Here is a 16,132-nt window from a genome sequence, read left to right as displayed (position 1 = left end):
ATCAACTCACAATCATCTGATCCAGCTTGGCCGAGTCCACGGCAAACAGGCGGATGCCTTCGGCCAGCTTCTCAGTGGCCATCGCATCCTGGTTGAGGGCGAAGCGGAAGCCCGCTTCATCGAAAGAAACCTTGGGCAGATCCAAAGCGCTGGCAGCGGCCGCGTCGAGCGCGCGCATCAGCGGCGCCGTCTGGGCTTGCAGTTGGGCCAGCAAATCGGGGCTGATGGTCAGCAGGTCGCAACCGGCCAGCGCTTGGATCTGGCCGATATTGCGGAAGCTCGCACCCATCACCTCGGTACGGATGCCATGCTTTTTGTAGTAATTGAAGATCTGGGTGACCGACTTGACACCGGGGTCGTTCACGCCAGCTTGAGCGGCCTCGTCCCAGGCGCTGCCGGCACTCTTCTTGTACCAGTCGTAAATGCGACCGACGAAAGGCGAAATCAGCTGAATGCCGGCCTCGCCGCAAGCCACAGCTTGGCAGAAGGAGAACAACAGGGTCAGATTGCAGTGGATGCCTTCGCGCTCCAACTCAGCGGCGGCTTGAATGCCTTCCCAGGTGGAGGCGATCTTGATCAGCACGCGCTCGCGCGAAATGCCGGCGGCTTCGTACAGGCCAATGATGCGGCGTGCGCGCAGCAGCGTGGCGGCCTTGTCAAAGCTCAGGCGGGCGTCCACTTCAGTCGAGACGCGTCCGGGCACGACCTTCAGGATCTCCAGACCAAAACGCACCAGCACCCGATCCACCACCTCGTCCAGCGCCAGACCCTTGTGGGCGGCGACGGTGTCGCTGAGCAGCGGCGCATAGTCGGGCGACTGCACAGCCTTCAGAATCAGCGAAGGGTTGGTGGTCGCATCGCGCGGGGCAAACTGCGCCAGTTGCAGAAAATTGCCGGTGTCGGCCACCACCGTGGTCAGGGTCTTGAGTTGATCGAGTTGGTTCATCACAGCAGCACTCCAGAAAAAGCGATTCAAACCTCCATTAGAACCGCTCTCGGGCAGCCCCACTCGTCCAGGCCTTTGCATCGGGTTACAGACTCAGGCAAGCGCAAACCCCCATGAGAAGCGCAAAAAAAGCCTGACACATTGACCGAACGACGAAACTCATGCATCATAATTCCAGAAACTTTGTTACATCAAGGGTTCATTTTTTCGACTGAACCGCAACAGGGCGCATTCCATGTCTTTCGATCTCGTTTTCTTCGGCGGCACCGGCGATCTCACTTGGAGAAAGCTGATGCCGGCGCTGTTCCAGGCCTTTCGCCACGGCAAGCTGCCGGCTGGCGGCCGCATTTTGGCGGTGGCTCGTGACGACAATAGCGACGAGCGTTACCGCGAATGGCTGAAGGAACGCTTCCGCGAGGTGGATGGCTCCAAGCGCCCCAATGACGAAGAGTTCGAGCGCTTTGCGGCGCTGATCCATTACCGCCGCATGGACCTGTCGCAGCCCGAGCATTACCAAGGCCTGAAAGACTGGCTGGATGCGCGCCAGGCCGAAACTGTGGTGCTGTACCTGGCCACCAGCCCATACTTGTTCACCCAAATCTGCCAGCAACTCGGCGCCGTAGGCCTGAACGAAGACCGGGTGCGCGTGGTGCTGGAAAAGCCGCTCGGCCACGACCTGGCCAGCGCACAAGAAATCAACCGCGTCGTGCGCTCGGTGTTCAAGGAAGAACAGGCCTTCCGCATCGACCATTACCTGGGCAAGCCGTCGGTGCAAAACCTGATGGCACTGCGCTTTGGCAATGCCCTGTTCGAGCCGCTATGGCGCCGCGAGAGCATTGCCAATATCCAGATCACCCTGGCCGAAGAACTGGGCGTTGGCACCCGCGGCGCCTTCTACGACGGCACCGGCGCGCTTCGCGACATGATCCAAAACCATGCGCTGCAGTTGCTGACCATGATCGCGATGGAGCCGCCCTCGACCAATGATGCCGACGCCATCCGCGACGAAAAGCTCAAGGTGCTGCGCTCGCTGAAACCCTTCACGGCCGAGACCGTGGTGCGCGATGTGGTGCGCGGCCAGTACCGCTCGGGCAATGTCGGCGGCACTGTCGTCAACGGTTACCTGGACGAAGCCAAGGTGCCGGAGAACAGCCACTGCGAAACCTTTGTGGCGCTGCGCACCGAGGTGCAGAACTGGCGCTGGGCCGGCGTGCCCTTCTACCTGCGCACCGGCAAGCGCTTGGCGGCTCGCGATGCACAAATCGTCATCAACTTCCGCCAAGTGCCGCACCCGATCTTCCCCGGCACCAACCAAGCCAATCGCTTGGTCATCAAGCTGCAGCCGGAAGACGGGCTGGAGTTGCAACTGCTGGCGGCCAAGGGCGGCGCCCATGGCGAGGCGCTGACGCCAGTGTCGCTGGATCTGGACTTTGACAAAGCTTTCGCCACCAACCGCGTCGGTGCCTATGAGCGACTGCTGCTGGATGCGATCGCCGGCCGCCTGAACCTGTTCGTGCGAAGCGATGAGCAAGAGCAGGCCTGGCGCTGGGTGGAGCCCATCCTGGACGCCTGGGAGCAAGACAGCACCGGCCCACGCCCCTACAACGCGGGATCCTGGGGCCCTGCGGCCGCCAGCGCCCTGGTGGCCAAAGACGGCTTTGCCTGGGCGGAAGAGCAGTGAGCATTCTGGAACGGGTCAAAGCCGCCATTCCGGCCCTGCCGCCGGCGGAGCAGCGCGTCGCCAAACTCTTGCTGAACGACGCGCGAGCATTCGCCAATCTGCCGGTCAGCGAGTTGGCGGATCGCGCCCATGTGTCCAAACCAACGGTAGTGCGTTTTTGCCGCAGCGTCGGCTATGACGGCTTGACCGACTTCAAGCGCAAGCTGGCCGGTAGCGTCAACGAAGGCGTGCCCTTTGTGCACCGGGCGGTGGACGAGGACGAAAAGCCGGCCGATCTGATCGTCAAGGTGGTGGACAACGCGGTCGCGGCGCTTTTGCATTACCGCAATGACGCGGCCAGCCATGCGTTTGAAGTGGCGATCGCGGCCTTGTCAGAAGCGGCACGCAACCACCGCCGCATTGAGTTCTATGGTGTCGGTAACTCCGGCATCGTGGCGCAGGATGCGCAGCACAAGTTCTTCCGCCTGGGCATCAATACCGCCGCCTGTAGCGACGGCCATGTGCAATTGATGAGCGCCACCATGTTGCAAGCCGGCGATTGCGCGGTCGTCATCAGTAACTCCGGCCGCAGCCGCGACTTGCTGGACGCCGCCGAAATCGCGCGCAAAAAGGGCGCCACCACCATCATCATCACCGCCAGCGGCTCACCCTTGGCGGCCTTGGGCCAAAGCCCCGGCCAGGTCTTGTTGGCGGTGGACCACCCCGAGGACTTTGACCGTTACAGCCCCATGGTGTCGCGCTTGCTGCACCTGATTGCGGTGGACATTTTGACCACCGGCGTGGCGCTCAAGCTGGGCCAGAACCTGCGCCCCATGCTGCAGGAAATCAAGAAGAACCTGCGCGGCAAACGCTACGTTTGAACAGGCAGCGCGGCCATCTTCGCCGCGAGCCGCTCAAACGGTGGACTTGTTGTCCTGCAACTCAGGCCACAACAATTCTGCGACGCCATAAACCCGGGCAAGCTCTTGAAGCTTGTCGGGCACTCGCTGCAGCCGCAAGCGCATGCCTTCCTGGTGGCACAAACGCGCCGCACTGAGCAGCAGGGTCAAGGCCGCCGAATCGAACTCGCTGAGCTCCGCTGCGCTGAGTTGCAGCTCGGTCCCAGCGCCGCAGCGCACCTGCGCCGCCTCGGCGCGCAAGCTGGCTTGAAGCGCGGCCCACAGGCCCGGCAATTCGCCCATGCGCACCGAAGCGGGCAACTTCAACATGCTTTGGCTGGCTTTCACCTTCAAACTCAAGCCTTGCCTGGCGCAGCCGCGGCCTTTTGATTCTTGTCGGCCAAGGTCTTGATCAGGCCATCAATGCCGTTGGCACCAATCTCTTGAGCAAAGCTGTTGCGGTACTGGTCTGCCAGCCAGATGCCCAAGACATTGACGTCGTAGATGCGCCACTCGGCGCCAGTCTTTTCCAAGCGGTAATCCAGTTGAATCGGATCACCCTTGCCGCGAATTTCTGTGCGCACCACCACTTCGGTTTCGCCGGCTGCGGCACGCAGCGGCCTCAAGGCAATGGTCTGATCCTTCACCTGGGTCAGCGCACCGGCATAGGTCCGCACCAGCAAGGTCTTGAATTCATCTTGCAAGCGCTTCTGTTGCTCAGGCGTCGCTTGACGCCAGAAGCGACCAACCGCCGAAGAGGTCATGCGCTGGAAATTGATGTGGGGCATCACCTTGGTGTCCACCAAGTTGATGATTTTTTGCAGGTCTCCGGCCTGGATGGCCTTGTCCGACTTGACCGCTTCAATCGTCTCCAGAGAGAGCTGACGAATCAACAAATCTGGTGCGCTGGCGTCTGCGGCCAGCACTGAAAAACTCGCCGAAAAGCCCAGCGTCAAGGCCAACAGGCCTTGCAGGAGGTGGCGTTTGCTTGCTTTCATGTATTTCACTCCTAACTTTTTCTCAATGCCACTCGGCACTATCCAAAACGCAGCCGAAGGAACTTCGGTTCACCTGCAGGGGCCAGAAAATCAGGGCCCTGCCTGCGGATCACCCTTCTCGACCGGGGTTTCGGGCACCAGCACCTCAAACTCTTCATCATCTTCGCGGAAGCTGCCTCGGCGCTGCAGGTAAGCGTCCCGATAAAAGGTGTACTTGTCCAAGGCGATGCCTTCCAGCATGGTGCTGGCGCGCAAGAAATTGGCCCGGGCATTGATGGTCTGCAGGCTGTAAATGCCCACCTTGCTGTTGCCATCACGAAAGAGTAACGCGGGCGAAGCGGCCCAGTCGAAAGGCATGGCCAGCGTGTCGCGCACCGATGACGGGCCGAAGAAGGGCCAAACAATGTAGGCGCCGGTTCCCGTGCCCCAGCGGCCAAAGGTCTTGCCCATGTCCTCGCTCTTGCGTTCCAGACCCACTTCGGAAGAGATATCGATCAAGCCCCCAAAACCCAGGGTCGAATTGAACACGAAACGCATGCCCTGCTCAAAGCTGGCCTTGGGGCGTCCTTGCAACAACAAATTCACCGCAGACCAAGCGTCCCCGATATTGTTGAAGAAGTTGTCAACAGAGAGCCGGATCGGGGCCGGCACCATGTCGCTATAGACCGTGGCCACCGGGCGCAGCACATGTTCGTCCAGCGAATCATTGAAGGCGAAGACCTTGCGATTCCAGGCCTCCCAGGGATCCAGCTTCTGGCCCTGCGATCCGCCGCCGCGCAGGGTGGCGCAACCGCCCAGCACAGAAAAGAGCAGCAGCAGCAAGAACCAGCGCCCCACCCAAAGGGCCTTCTGCGACTTCATGGCTTGGAATCTCCAGACGTACTGCTGCCCGTATCAGCGGCCTTGTTGTAGAGGAACTGACCGATCAGATTCTCCAAAACCACCGCCGATTGCGTTTGCTTGATGCTGTCACCCGCGACCAGATTCTTCTCATCGGCACCGGCCTCCAGCCCGATGTACTGTTCACCCAAGAGGCCTGCGGTGAGGATCTTGGCGGAACTGTCTTTGGGGAAGACGACCTTCTTGTTCAAGCTGATCATGACCTTGGCCTGGTAGCTCTTGTCGTCAAACGCGATCGACTCTACCCGGCCGATCACCACGCCCGCGCTCTTCACGGCAGCGCGCGCCTTCAGGCCGCCGATATTGTCGAACTTGGCGCTGACCAGATAGGTCTCATCAAAGTTCAGGCTCAGCAAATTACCCGCCTTCAGCGCCAAAAACAGCAGCGCGGCGCCGCCCATCAGCACAAAAAAACCGACGGCCGCATCATGCCTCGAGGCTTGTTGCATGCTTTTCTCCGAATCTCGAAAACTAAATAGAAAACATCATGGCGGTGAGCACGAAGTCCAGTGCCAGCACAGCCAAAGAAGAAACCACCACGGTGCGAGTCGTGGCCTGAGCCACGCCTTCAGGAGTGGGCTTGGCTGCATAACCTTGCAGCAAAGCGACAAAGCTGACCGTCACACCGAACACCAGGCTCTTGATGACGCCATTGCCGACATCGGCCCACACATCGACGCCGCCTTGCATTTGCGACCAGAAGGCGCCTTCGTCAATGCCAATCAAGACCACCGCGACCAGCCAACCGCCGAGTATGCCGATGGCTGAAAACAGCGCGGCAAGCAGCGGCATGGCGATCACACCGCCCCAAAACCGCGGCGCCAGCACCCGCGTGACCGGATCGACCGCCATCATCTCCATCGCGGTCAGCTGTTCGCCCGCTTTCATCAGCCCGATCTCAGCGGTCAAGGAGGTGCCCGCGCGCCCGGCAAACAACAAAGCCGACACCACCGGACCTAACTCGCGCACCAGACTGAGGGCGACCAAGAGCCCCACCGCCTCGGCCGAGCCGTAACGCTGCAAGGTGTAATAGCCCTGCAAGGCCAGCACGAAACCAACGAACAATCCGGCCACACCAATCAATGAGACCGAGTGATTGCCCAGGAAGTACACCTGTTCGCGCACCAGGGAGAAGCGCATCAGACTCTGAGGCAGGCGCGCCATGATCTGGAAAAACAAACGGGTGGCCGCGCCGATATCGGCCAGCTTCAGCCGCAAGGCGCGCCCCGTGGTCGCTGCGAATTCCATCTTCATGCGCGCACACCCAAGCCAAAATCATCTTGCACCGGGCTGGCCGGCTGATGGAAATGCACCGGCCCTTCGGGCTCTGCACCGACAAACTGACGCACCAAGGGGTCTTGGCTTTGACGTAACTGATCCGGCGTTCCTTGTGCAACCACGCGGCCATTGGCAATCATGGCCACCTCGTCGGCAATGCCAAAGGTCTCGTGCAGATCATGCGAAACGATGATGCTGGTCAGCCCCAGCGCGTCGTTCAAGTCGCGAATCAAGCGCGCGGCCACGCCCAGCGAGATCGGGTCGAGCCCGGCGAAGGGCTCGTCATACAGCACCAGATCGGGGTCCAGCGCAATCGCTCGCGCCAAGGCCACCCGGCGTGCCATGCCGCCAGAAATCTCCGAAGGCATCAGATCGCGTGCGCCACGCAGGCCGACGGCATTCAGTTTCATCAACACCAAATCGCGAATCATGGACTCGGGCAACTTGGTATGTTCGCGCAGCGGGAAGGCCACGTTCTCGAACACCGACAGATCGGTGAACAGCGCGCCAAACTGGAACAACATGCCCATGCGACGCCGCACAGCATAGAGATCCTCGGCATTCAATCCGCCAATGTCCTGGCCGTCGAACAAGACCTGACCCTTGATGGGCCGGATTTGTCGACCCAAAAGGCGCAACACCGTGGTCTTGCCGCCACCAGAAGTGCCGATCAAAGCCAGCACCTTGCCGCGCGGCACAACGAGATTGACCTGTTCGAGAATGACCCGTTCGCCATAGCCAACGCTGACGTCGCGCAATTCGATCAATGGCGTAGCAGGCTGCGATTCAGCGCTCGAAATAGTGGGGTTTAGGGCCATGAGCCTCGGGCGGGCGGGCCGAAAGCCCGAATTCCAAAAGGGCACATCATAGGGGAAACACCGAAATCAAGTCAGAGTCAGGCGATGAGTACCCGGCGCGAGATTCAATGCACAGCGCCCCGCCCAGAAGGCCGGGTATCGGGGCGGTCGAAAACAACCTCGACATAAATGCGCGACTTGACCAATTGCCCATTCAACTCCCCCGCAGAGAAGCGCACGCCTTGAAAAGCACGCTTGGCGGCTTCCACCATGGCGGGCGCCAAGTTCCCCTCCTGGACCCTGACGGTTTGCACCCAGCCGGCTTCATCAATATAAAGCGCCAGAACACCGATGAACTGAGCGCCCGGCAAGGGATCACCTTCGCCACCTTCAAACAAGGACTCGGGCCATTGCAGAAAGACCGGCTCATGGGCCAGCGGCGCCACGGTTAGCAATGGCCTGGGCACGTAGCCGTCCAGCCCGTCTGATCCGCCTTGTTCGGCGAACTCTGTGGGCATCTGCCGGGCTGAATGAACCTCCGAGTCAGCGATTGGCTGAAGCGCACGCGACGGCGAAAGGCTAGGAACTAGATTCTCGGCAGGCATACCCTTCTGTTGCGCCGGGGCTGGCAGCGGCGATGCGTCGCCTGCGGCCGAGATCCGTATGGCAAACGCTTGTTTGGGTACCGGATAGATGCCGGTCTTCACAGCCGGAGCCCATGTCTGACTCAAGGCCCATACATGCAAGAGCAATGAGGCACCCAGGCACAGGCTCAGCGCCAGCAGGCGCTGCGCCCCGCCTAGGCGCCAACTCATCAGCGGTCCACCAACTCTCGCCACGCAGTGCGCTTAGCTCCGGTGCTGGAAGGTGCTGGCGTCGGGACCGGCTGCTTCTCAATGCCATCGGTGCGGTTCACGATCACACCACTCTTGCCATTGGCCAGAAGGAAGGGGCTGAGGCCCACCACCATGGCGTTGCTGATCTTGGTGGCCACCAAAGACCCGGTATTCCCACCGGTGGCGATGTCGAAGAAATAGAGCCACGAGTAGCCTCCACCACTGGTGCAGGAGGCCGCCGCCTTGGGCACATTGGAGGCCGCTGTCAGCGTATTGAACTGCAGCAACATATCCACCGAGATGCGCTCACCCGAATCGGGCAAATCCACATACCACCCTGTCTTTTGCGTCCAATCGACGGGATTGCCGCTGGCTACACGCGTGGTGCCGCTGGTTGTCAAAGTTTGCGCCACCAAAGCGCTGCCGGCTCGGATATCGCCATAACCAGTCGCACCCAGATCATCCTTGATGCCGTACACCGTCTGCTTGTCGACGTTGTCCAGATCGGTCAGCCCCACCAAACGCCCGGTTCCGATATAGACCACCGGCGTCTTGAAGCCCTTGTAATTCACTTCTGCAAGTTGAGGCGTCGTCGCGATAGGTTGAGCCACCCCACTCACCTTGACGGTGGCCAACAAAAGCGCAGCATTTTTGGGATCCTTCAGACCTTCGGTATCAAAGCGCCACAAATTACCCAACATGTCGCCACCGTAAAAGCGCAGGGCCTTGTTGTCATCGGTGGACTCAACCCAGGCATTCAAAGGGCCCAAGCCACTCGGTGTGGCAGCACTGCCTGCCGAGGTTGAGATATCAAGCACCTTGGCACCTGTGGCGATATTGACCATGAACAGATGGCCCTTGCCATCACCGACATTGTTCAAGCCCGAGCTAAATACCGCCACCCAATCACCATTGCTGCGCTTGGTGACCAAGGGTTGCGCATAGCTAAAACCCAAATTGGTGTCAGTGAACTCCCACATGGCGAGGGGGTTGGCAGGATCGGTGACATCCAAAGCAAAATAGGCTTTACCACCAGCACCCAGGCCGCAAATCAGCACGGTTTTCCAGACGCCGCCCACGCTAATGTCCGCCACCACCGGCGAGCCATCCACAAAGAACTGATGGTTGGACGAGTAATTATTGTCGGCCAACTTATACAAATTACTCCGCACGGCGCTGGGAATATAGGCCCACATCTCCTCGCCGCTACTGGCATTGAAAGCGTGCAACATACCATCGTTGCCGCCCACATACACCACACCCGCCCGATTCGCCTTTGACGACTGATAGGCTGCATAGCCCGCATCTTTGTATTTCAAAGGAGGGGCGCCAACATAAGCAGGCGAGGAACCGATAATATCGCCAAGAACTTCACCGCGCGACCTGAACACAGACAACTCGGTGCCGCGCAAGTAACTGACAAGATTAGCACCACTGTTGGCAGTCGTCTTCTCCGTACTACTCAAAGCCGGGCATTGACTGAGTTTCGAGCAAACATTATCCACCTCGCCATTGAAGCCATCGGCCGTCAAGTTCGAATAGGTGAAAAGTCGCAAACCGCCCGATTTGTAATAATATATTTTTCGCGCGGTATTGAGCTTCAATTTAGCGGCAGCACTCCAGTCAGCAATATCCTTGCCGCTGGCATCAAGCACCAACGGGGTGCCGGTATCCGGGTCGATTTTGTAGGCGCGCAAATCGCCGGTCCACAATTCGGACGTAAAGCGCCCGATAAAAACTTGGTTGTTGCCAGAAATTGGCCGCAAGGTACTGGTGGCAGCGGCTGAACCCGAAGCGGTAATCTGATCAATTGCCGACAACGCAGTTTTCAAACTCTGCGCCACCGCCGCGGGATCGGCGGCATTGAAATACTGCCCTCGCCCGTTCACGGCTGCGTGCCACAGGTCATCCACGTTTGCTGCATAAGCCAAGCCGGACGACTCTACGGACAACGGCCACTGCTTGGTATTTTGGGTCAAATTGTAATAATCGCCGGAAGTCTGCGTGAGATACTTCGGATCGTAATTGAGCAGACCATTCTGACCAAGATTCAAGGTATATGTGGTCATGTGCTGCCAATAGGCAGTATCCAGCCCCAGGGGTTTGACATTATCCTGACAGACATCAGCACCCAGAGCACCCTTGCAATTACTCTGCCCCGTATTGCGCAAATCCGTATTGTAGTAATACATGGCAACGTCAGCCAGCGAGTTGCTATCGCCCCCACTACCATTTGAACTACTGGCATCATGCATGGGTCGCGCAGTTGACCCGCCGTCCTGCTGACCTACTTTTGTTTTACCGTCCAACTGAAAAGGACCATAGGTGGTCGACTCATCATTAGTATTCCAGGCGCCGTCTGTTGCGAGAATGACAAAGTTCTTCTGACAGGAATACTGAACCGGATCCGAATCTTGATTAGGTGCCTTATTGGCGTAATACCGACCAGCATTAGCCAATGCGCCACGCAAAGGCGTCCAACCAGAATTCTTTGGGCCCATCAGATAATCATAGAATTTTGATTTTTGCGTATCATCAAAATCTCGAATGTGCAAGAAATCCGTGTTATCACTCGACTCCTTGGCCGTCGTATTCAGAATGGTGTTATAGCCAACCCGAAATTTCTCATCAATGTCTTTGAATGCCTGATTGACCACCGTCTTCATCATCAACATCCGCGTGCTGTAGTACGTATACCAGATGGCATAGTTCTGCGCCACCGAGGAATTATTGTCTACATACACAGTGGTAAAAACAGACGACCCAGGCGTAGAGCCGACCGAAGAATTACATTCTTTATAAAAGGTACTGGTACTCAATACGCTCCCAGTTGAGCCGTATGTAAAAGCAAATCGAGGCTGAGTGCCTGAGTAAGTGTGGTAATAAAAATTCTTGAGCACTTCGCCATTCGCAACTTTGGGGCTACTCAAAGTTGCACTTCCCGAGGAAGTGGTAATTGCTACGCCCATCGTGCCGGTCTTGCCGCCATTGCTGACCGACCAGCTACTCACGGTCCCCGTCATGTATTGAGTAGGCGTCGTGTCCGAATAAATGGTCACGACATCGCCGATGTAATAGGTGGGCGACCAGCCGCTGCTACTCAGGCCGGTGTCGGATATGGTGATGGTCAAGGAGCCTGAGTTTTTCAGCGATACCGGCGAGGACGTGATCGTGCGCGGATTCCAGGTGTCAGCGGTCGCCACCGGCGCCAAAAACGCGACCGACGGATTCGCATAGGGCACCCCCGTTGAACTGACCGGCACGGTGTAGGTGGTGGCTGGATTGAAGGCCAAGCCATTGCATTGCGATGCTTTGCTGCCGTATTCGCTGGAAGAGAATTTGCCGGCAGCTTCAGGGAGAGAACTTGCGCCCATTGATCCGGAGTCATCCAGAATAAACATCAGATTGGGCTTCACCGGCGTGCCGGATGCCGTCAAGACCGGCGTCTGAGAGATATCGGTTTGCGCCGCCTGAATCCAGCCGCAAACACCGGCTGCAGCCAATCCAAGGGTGAGTTTGAGGCCAACCAGCACGCGTTTGAGTTGTGGGGTGTGCATAGACGACTCCAGTCTGCAGAGTTCGGGTCAAGGGTCAGAAACGCACCATGGTTTCGGTGAAACTCACCGTCCCCTTGGGCCCTACCGTCCGAGTGATGATTCGAAAATAGGGGCTGTAAACGATGCCCCCGGTGCGGTCGGTCTTGGCGCCGGCGTCCAGACTGCCACGGCCTGCCGCGTCGATGGTGCTGCCGGCCACCGGCACGGCACAGCTGTTGGTCGCATCCGAAGTTGGCAAGGGTTTGGAACACAGCCGCGTAATGATGTAGCGCACCTTATCGCTGCCGACCGTGATCTCGGGCGCGGTATCCATACAGCCAGCCCCGACACCGGCCTGGGCGCAGTTGTTGTCGTCCCAATCAACCTGTGCCATCAGATTGGCAGTACCCACGGACCTCCCCGTCGGATCCAAGCTGTCCATGCTGGTGGCCGAATAGCCCTTCGCCGGGATGTTGGCATCCAAAGTGCCATTGCCGATATTGGCAGCTAACCAGGTCAAGGCTTGATCCGCCGCTTTCGCACCGGCCGTCACTCCAGATTGCTTGAAGGACAAATTGCCCAAAGCCAGGGTCCCGGTGTCCACCGAACGAATCAAAGCGACCGCACCCATGGTCAAAGCCACCAGGGCCAGCAAGGCGAATATCAGCGCCACGCCGGCTTGCTTCGGCTGACGGATGCGATGAGATGCAATAAGTTTCATCATGCCCTCGTCTACTTCCAGCGTTGATTGCGCAAGGGAACGATGGTGTCGAAGACCTTGTAGCGATAGTGTTTCCAGTTGGCGTCACCATCAACCTTCAAATTCACACATTTGCTGCTGCCGCAGCTTGCGGCGCCCGCCACCGCAGTGGCGGCCCCAACGTCCCATTGCGGCGCCGAGAAGGTCACCTCTTCTTTTTCGTATTGGCTATTACGGGCCACCACGACCAAACGCACCGTCAGCACTTGCAACCAGCCAGCATTGTTAGCAGGCGTGGTGTAGTCATAGGTGTCGACGGCCAAGTCCCCGTCGGTATCGCGCCCATACAGGGCCTTGAGTTGCACGATATTGCTTTGCAATTCGGTGGTGGGAGCCGTCAAAGTCTGGGTATCGAGCCGGTTGGCGACCAATTTCTGATTGGCGTCCACCGAGAAAGTGACGTCAATCAGGCGCCCCAAATTGACCAGGAAGCTGCCGTCTTTGACGGTTTGGGCCGGCTGCCCGGCGGGGTTCCACAGCGCCGGAACATCGGCCCGAGGAATCACGCCGGCCGTCGGCGCACCTGTGACCTGAAACAAGCCGCAAGGTGTGACGCTGTCCACCACGGCAACCATCAGGTCGCCATTCGCGACACTCAATTCAGACCACACGTTGTAACGGTCTTTGACCGTCACCCCGTCGTAGTAAGGGGGCACGATGCGGGCGGGCGCGGTATATCCGACGGTCGACAGCGTGGCCGCCGCGGGATTGATCATCTTGGAACTGGCCAACACCCGAATCCTGTCGGGGGCGCCATTCACCCCTTGCGTGATTTGCACCGGCGCCAGGACCGTCGGCATCAACACCGGCACGGCACCATTGAAGCGAGTCTGCAATTGGCAACCCACCGCGGCGCTTTCGCTGGCAAAGCCATAGCCAGCGACAGCGATCTCGCGCTGCAAGGCATACAAGGCCAAGGATCCCGCCACTTGCGCGTCGGACCCCTGCGTCACACCGCGCCTTTGCCCTTCGGCAGAACTCAAGACGGTGGCGATGACCAGCGTACACAGCAAGCCGATCGCCAGGCCGACCATCAGTTCAATCAGGGAAAAGCCCGCGACGCCAGCACGACCCCGCACCGATAGCTTCAAAGTCGTTGCGCGCGTCATAGCTGCACCATGGCCGAAGTTTGATAGCGATGCTGGCCTTCACCCGCTTGCGTCCAGTTGATGGTGATGTCCACCTCACCGGTCGCCGCATTGACCACCACGGTAGTCGTAGCACTTGGCAGTGTTTTTCCCACCTTGTCACTCCAATCTTTGCACCGTGCGTAGGCGGCGCAACTGGCGGTCGTGTAGTTGCCCAAACTGCCGGGCTTATCGCTCCACATGACACCGAGCAACTCGCTGCTCAAATTGGACGCGTCGGCGCGAAACTTCGATCCTGTCTGCGCCTTGGTCATGCTCGCTTGCAAGCCCACCAAGCCCAGCACACCAAAGGCAAAAATCATGATGCCCACCAAGGCTTCGATCAAAGCAATGCCCCGCAAATTGGCGCGGCTGGACCTCACCTCATGACGCCTTGGACGCTGCCGACATTGATCACTTCTATTCGTTTGCTTCATGACAAAACCCTTGTCAGCATTTGCGGGGGTCGCTGGCTTCCACATTGGGATCGCACATCCGAACGGAGCCGCCCGCATCAACCTGCACCCGCAGGCTCCGGGTGCCCGGCGTGGAGTGGCTGATGGCAATACGCGCCAAGGGTGTGCCCGTCGTCAACACTTGACCCAGGCTATTGAAGGTGACGCTGCTGGTGGCCGTCGAATTGCTATCCATCGCCTCCACCTGCACGCCGCGAGCTCCATCCGCCGCTGACCAACTGTCGATCAACATCGGGTCCTCCGTGGTGGATGGCGCCGCGGCGCACTTGCCGCTCGGGCTGGCGATGCTGACAACCCAAGAGGGCCCCGTATTGGACAGGGCGCAAGAATTTGACAAGACCTTGCCACTGTCTGACACCAGCCAAAAGGTGACATTGGTATTGCGCCGCAAGGCCTCCATGCGCGCGCGCTCAACGCCGGCCCGCAAAGCCTCGCCCGCGTTTCGCACCGCTAGATTGCGCATCCAAACCGTCACATCCGGCGCCATGGCCGCCATCGCGAAACCCAGGATGGCAAGTGCCACCATCAATTCGACGAAGCTCAGGCCTTGTTGATCCTGGCGCAACAAGGGCACACGGGGACGCAACGAGGTTTTCATCAGCACTCATCCCCTTTGATGAGCCAACAGGCTTTAGAGGACGAAGCGCCTTTGAATTGCGTCGTGCCCTTGAGGTTGTTGAAGTCAAGGGTGTAGCTGTGGCCGATGGCTTGGCCCGCAATCCCCGTCGCAGTCAACAGGAAGCCTTGCCCGCCGGCCACATTGAGGGAGCAGGTGAAACTGAAGTACTTGGCAGAGGCCGGCACAAAGGTATTCCAGGCCGGCGCATTGGCGCCATCGGCACAGGTCGTGGTGCCGTACTTGCGATTGTCTTGGTAGTACTGTTCCAGCTTGATTCGGTAGTCAGCCAAGGACGCGAACGCGTCCGGCAACTGCCCGCGCCTCGCATAGTCTTTGTAGGCCGGCACGGCAACCGCCGTCAAAACGCCCACGATGGCCACCGTGATCATCAACTCGATCAAGGTGAAGCCCGCAGCGAGTCGAGCGAAAGATTGATGATTGACAACTGATTTTTTCATGATGGCGTGGACTCCGGCTGGCCGGTCAAGCCCAAGAAAAGGGTCCTGAGCGCAGCGATTGATGACATTCTGAACAGCTCAGGCCCCATTGGATGTGAAGGACTTCACACTTTCCAGCCCCCCTCAGATGAGCGGGTGGGCACTCGCGACCAACGGACGCAAGCCGGTAACGAACTGCTACAGCGAGCATGGTGCAGCAGCCCGCAAATTCAGAAGACATGAAAAAAGCCACCCGGAGGTGGCTTCTGTTTCAGAGAGAGCGGTGACTTAGCGCGGCAAATCGCTGCGGCCCATCAGGAATTCATCAACCGAGCGCGCGGCTTGGCGACCTTCGCGGATGGCCCAGACCACCAAGGATTGCCCGCGACGCATATCGCCGGCGGCGAAGACCTTGTCAACATTGGTTTTGTAGCCGCCGGTGAAATCGGTCGTGGCCTTGGCATTGCCGCGGGCGTCTTTGCTGACGCCGAAGGCATCCAGCACGGTCGCCACCGGCGACACAAAGCCCATGGCCAAGAAAACCAGATCGGCCTTGATGATTTGCTCGGAGCCTGGCACTTCCACCATCTTGCCGCCCTGCCATTCGACACGCACCGTCTTCACGCCGGTCAGCTTGCCTTTCTCGCCCACGAACTCCTTGGTCGAGATGGCGAACTCGCGCTCGCAACCTTCCTCATGGCTGCTGGAGGTACGCAACTTCAGCGGCCAATAGGGCCAGGTCAACGGACGATCTTCCACCTCGGGCGGCTGGGGCATCACTTCAAACTGGGTGACGCTCTTGGCGCCATGGCGGTTGCTGGTGCCGACGCAGTCGCTGCCGGTGTCGCCACCACCGATCACGA

General features: G+C 59.1%; 17 protein-coding genes. 2 read left to right on the top strand and 15 right to left on the bottom strand.

Features of this window, described 5'->3' with window-relative positions; translation table 11 throughout:
• Window position 1 precedes the first annotated feature (1 nt).
• Window positions 2–946 (bottom strand): transaldolase, encoded by a 945-nt coding sequence (tal, locus tag ACOVRJ_RS04380; RefSeq protein WP_422042677.1) that lies wholly within the window; start codon window positions 944–946, stop codon window positions 2–4.
• A gap of 235 nt (window positions 947–1,181) precedes the next feature.
• Here tal and zwf point away from each other — a divergent pair, with 235 nt between their 5' ends.
• Both zwf and ACOVRJ_RS04370 read left to right on the top strand, forming a co-directional pair.
• Window positions 1,182–2,627 carry a glucose-6-phosphate dehydrogenase gene (gene zwf / locus ACOVRJ_RS04375; RefSeq protein WP_422042676.1) on the top strand — a complete coding sequence of 482 codons (1,446 nt, stop codon included), beginning with the start codon at window positions 1,182–1,184 and terminating at the stop codon, window positions 2,625–2,627.
• A 2-nt stretch (window positions 2,628–2,629) separates the two neighbouring features.
• Window positions 2,630–3,487 (top strand): MurR/RpiR family transcriptional regulator, encoded by an 858-nt coding sequence (locus ACOVRJ_RS04370; RefSeq protein ID WP_422042693.1) that lies wholly within the window; start codon window positions 2,630–2,632, stop codon window positions 3,485–3,487.
• A 33-nt stretch (window positions 3,488–3,520) separates the two neighbouring features.
• On the opposite strand, the gene ACOVRJ_RS04365 is transcribed toward ACOVRJ_RS04370, so the two are convergent.
• The 14 genes from ACOVRJ_RS04365 to ACOVRJ_RS04300 form a co-directional block, all read right to left on the bottom strand.
• Window positions 3,521–3,853: an STAS domain-containing protein gene (locus ACOVRJ_RS04365; protein WP_422042675.1), complete on the bottom strand. Its 333-nt coding sequence runs from the start codon at window positions 3,851–3,853 to the stop codon at window positions 3,521–3,523.
• 8 nt (window positions 3,854–3,861) lie between these two features.
• Complete coding sequence (locus ACOVRJ_RS04360; RefSeq protein WP_422042674.1) at window positions 3,862–4,503, bottom strand: MlaC/ttg2D family ABC transporter substrate-binding protein; 642 nt, start codon at window positions 4,501–4,503, stop codon at window positions 3,862–3,864.
• 90 nt (window positions 4,504–4,593) lie between these two features.
• The gene (locus ACOVRJ_RS04355; RefSeq protein ID WP_422042673.1) at window positions 4,594–5,364 is read right to left on the bottom strand and encodes an MlaA family lipoprotein; all 771 of its coding nucleotides are present in this window, start codon (window positions 5,362–5,364) and stop codon (window positions 4,594–4,596) included.
• A complete protein-coding gene (mlaD, locus tag ACOVRJ_RS04350; RefSeq protein ID WP_422042672.1) occupies window positions 5,361–5,852 on the bottom strand; it encodes an outer membrane lipid asymmetry maintenance protein MlaD in 492 nt (163 codons plus the stop codon). Before mlaD ends, ACOVRJ_RS04355 begins: the two co-directional genes overlap by 4 nt.
• A gap of 22 nt (window positions 5,853–5,874) precedes the next feature.
• Window positions 5,875–6,657 carry a lipid asymmetry maintenance ABC transporter permease subunit MlaE gene (gene mlaE / locus ACOVRJ_RS04345; RefSeq protein ID WP_422042671.1) on the bottom strand — a complete coding sequence of 261 codons (783 nt, stop codon included), beginning with the start codon at window positions 6,655–6,657 and terminating at the stop codon, window positions 5,875–5,877.
• The gene (locus ACOVRJ_RS04340) at window positions 6,654–7,499 is read right to left on the bottom strand and encodes an ABC transporter ATP-binding protein (RefSeq protein WP_422042670.1); all 846 of its coding nucleotides are present in this window, start codon (window positions 7,497–7,499) and stop codon (window positions 6,654–6,656) included. Before ACOVRJ_RS04340 ends, mlaE begins: the two co-directional genes overlap by 4 nt.
• Before the next feature lie 104 nt (window positions 7,500–7,603).
• Window positions 7,604–8,293 (bottom strand): hypothetical protein, encoded by a 690-nt coding sequence (locus ACOVRJ_RS04335; RefSeq protein WP_422042669.1) that lies wholly within the window; start codon window positions 8,291–8,293, stop codon window positions 7,604–7,606.
• Entirely contained in the window at window positions 8,293–11,871 is a 3,579-nt protein-coding gene (locus tag ACOVRJ_RS04330; RefSeq protein WP_422042668.1) for a pilus assembly protein, read from the bottom strand. The genes ACOVRJ_RS04335 and ACOVRJ_RS04330 overlap by 1 nt, the downstream gene beginning before the upstream one ends.
• 34 nt (window positions 11,872–11,905) lie before the next feature.
• Window positions 11,906–12,571, bottom strand: a complete 666-nt coding sequence (locus ACOVRJ_RS04325; protein WP_339596010.1) for a hypothetical protein — start codon at window positions 12,569–12,571, stop codon at window positions 11,906–11,908.
• Between the two features lie 11 nt (window positions 12,572–12,582).
• Window positions 12,583–13,719, bottom strand: a complete 1,137-nt coding sequence (locus tag ACOVRJ_RS04320) for a PilW family protein (protein ID WP_422042667.1) — start codon at window positions 13,717–13,719, stop codon at window positions 12,583–12,585.
• The gene (locus tag ACOVRJ_RS04315; RefSeq protein ID WP_422042666.1) at window positions 13,716–14,120 is read right to left on the bottom strand and encodes a type IV pilus modification PilV family protein; all 405 of its coding nucleotides are present in this window, start codon (window positions 14,118–14,120) and stop codon (window positions 13,716–13,718) included. Before ACOVRJ_RS04315 ends, ACOVRJ_RS04320 begins: the two co-directional genes overlap by 4 nt.
• 67 nt (window positions 14,121–14,187) lie before the next feature.
• Window positions 14,188–14,811 carry a GspH/FimT family pseudopilin gene (locus tag ACOVRJ_RS04310; protein WP_422042665.1) on the bottom strand — a complete coding sequence of 208 codons (624 nt, stop codon included), beginning with the start codon at window positions 14,809–14,811 and terminating at the stop codon, window positions 14,188–14,190.
• Window positions 14,811–15,290, bottom strand: coding sequence for a type IV pilin protein (locus ACOVRJ_RS04305; RefSeq protein ID WP_422042664.1), 480 nt, complete (start codon window positions 15,288–15,290; stop codon window positions 14,811–14,813). Before ACOVRJ_RS04305 ends, ACOVRJ_RS04310 begins: the two co-directional genes overlap by 1 nt.
• A 267-nt stretch (window positions 15,291–15,557) precedes the next feature.
• Window positions 15,558–16,132, bottom strand: a 575-nt coding sequence (locus ACOVRJ_RS04300; RefSeq protein WP_422042663.1) for an FAD-dependent oxidoreductase, incomplete at its 5' end; no start/stop codon positions are given.

The sequence above is a fragment of the Roseateles sp. genome (assembly GCF_049240545.1).
GTDB lineage: Bacteria > Pseudomonadota > Gammaproteobacteria > Burkholderiales > Burkholderiaceae_C > Paucibacter_A.
The sequence above is the reverse complement of the archived record's forward strand: the minus strand, read 5'-3'. Positions and strand labels throughout refer to the sequence as shown.